The following is a 248-nucleotide window of genomic DNA, read 5'->3' as shown; positions in this document are numbered from 1 at the left end:
CGCTGCCACCGGAGCCCAGGTTGCCCGCCGCATTCGTGTAGAGGTTGTCGGCCACACTCACGCTGGCGGTGCCGGAGAAGCCGTCGGTCGCCGTGAAGGTGGCGGTAAAGACGAGCGGATTGGCGGTGGCCTGCAGGTTGGTGACGGTGCCGCCGACGGCGACGATGTCGCCCGCGGTGAAGCCGACCGGCGCTTCGCTGAAGGTGAAGGTCACCTGCGAGCTGGAGTCGGTGTCGCTGAGCGCGGTA

General features: G+C 68.5%; 1 protein-coding gene. It reads right to left on the bottom strand.

Annotated features, from left to right (window positions below):
- On the bottom strand, positions 1–248 hold a 248-nt coding region (locus GPA25_RS24460), incomplete at both ends, for an Ig-like domain-containing protein (protein WP_169262842.1).

The organism is Aromatoleum diolicum, assembly GCF_012910955.1.
Lineage (GTDB): Bacteria > Pseudomonadota > Gammaproteobacteria > Burkholderiales > Rhodocyclaceae > Aromatoleum > Aromatoleum diolicum.
This window is presented reverse-complemented; position numbering and strand designations above follow the sequence as displayed.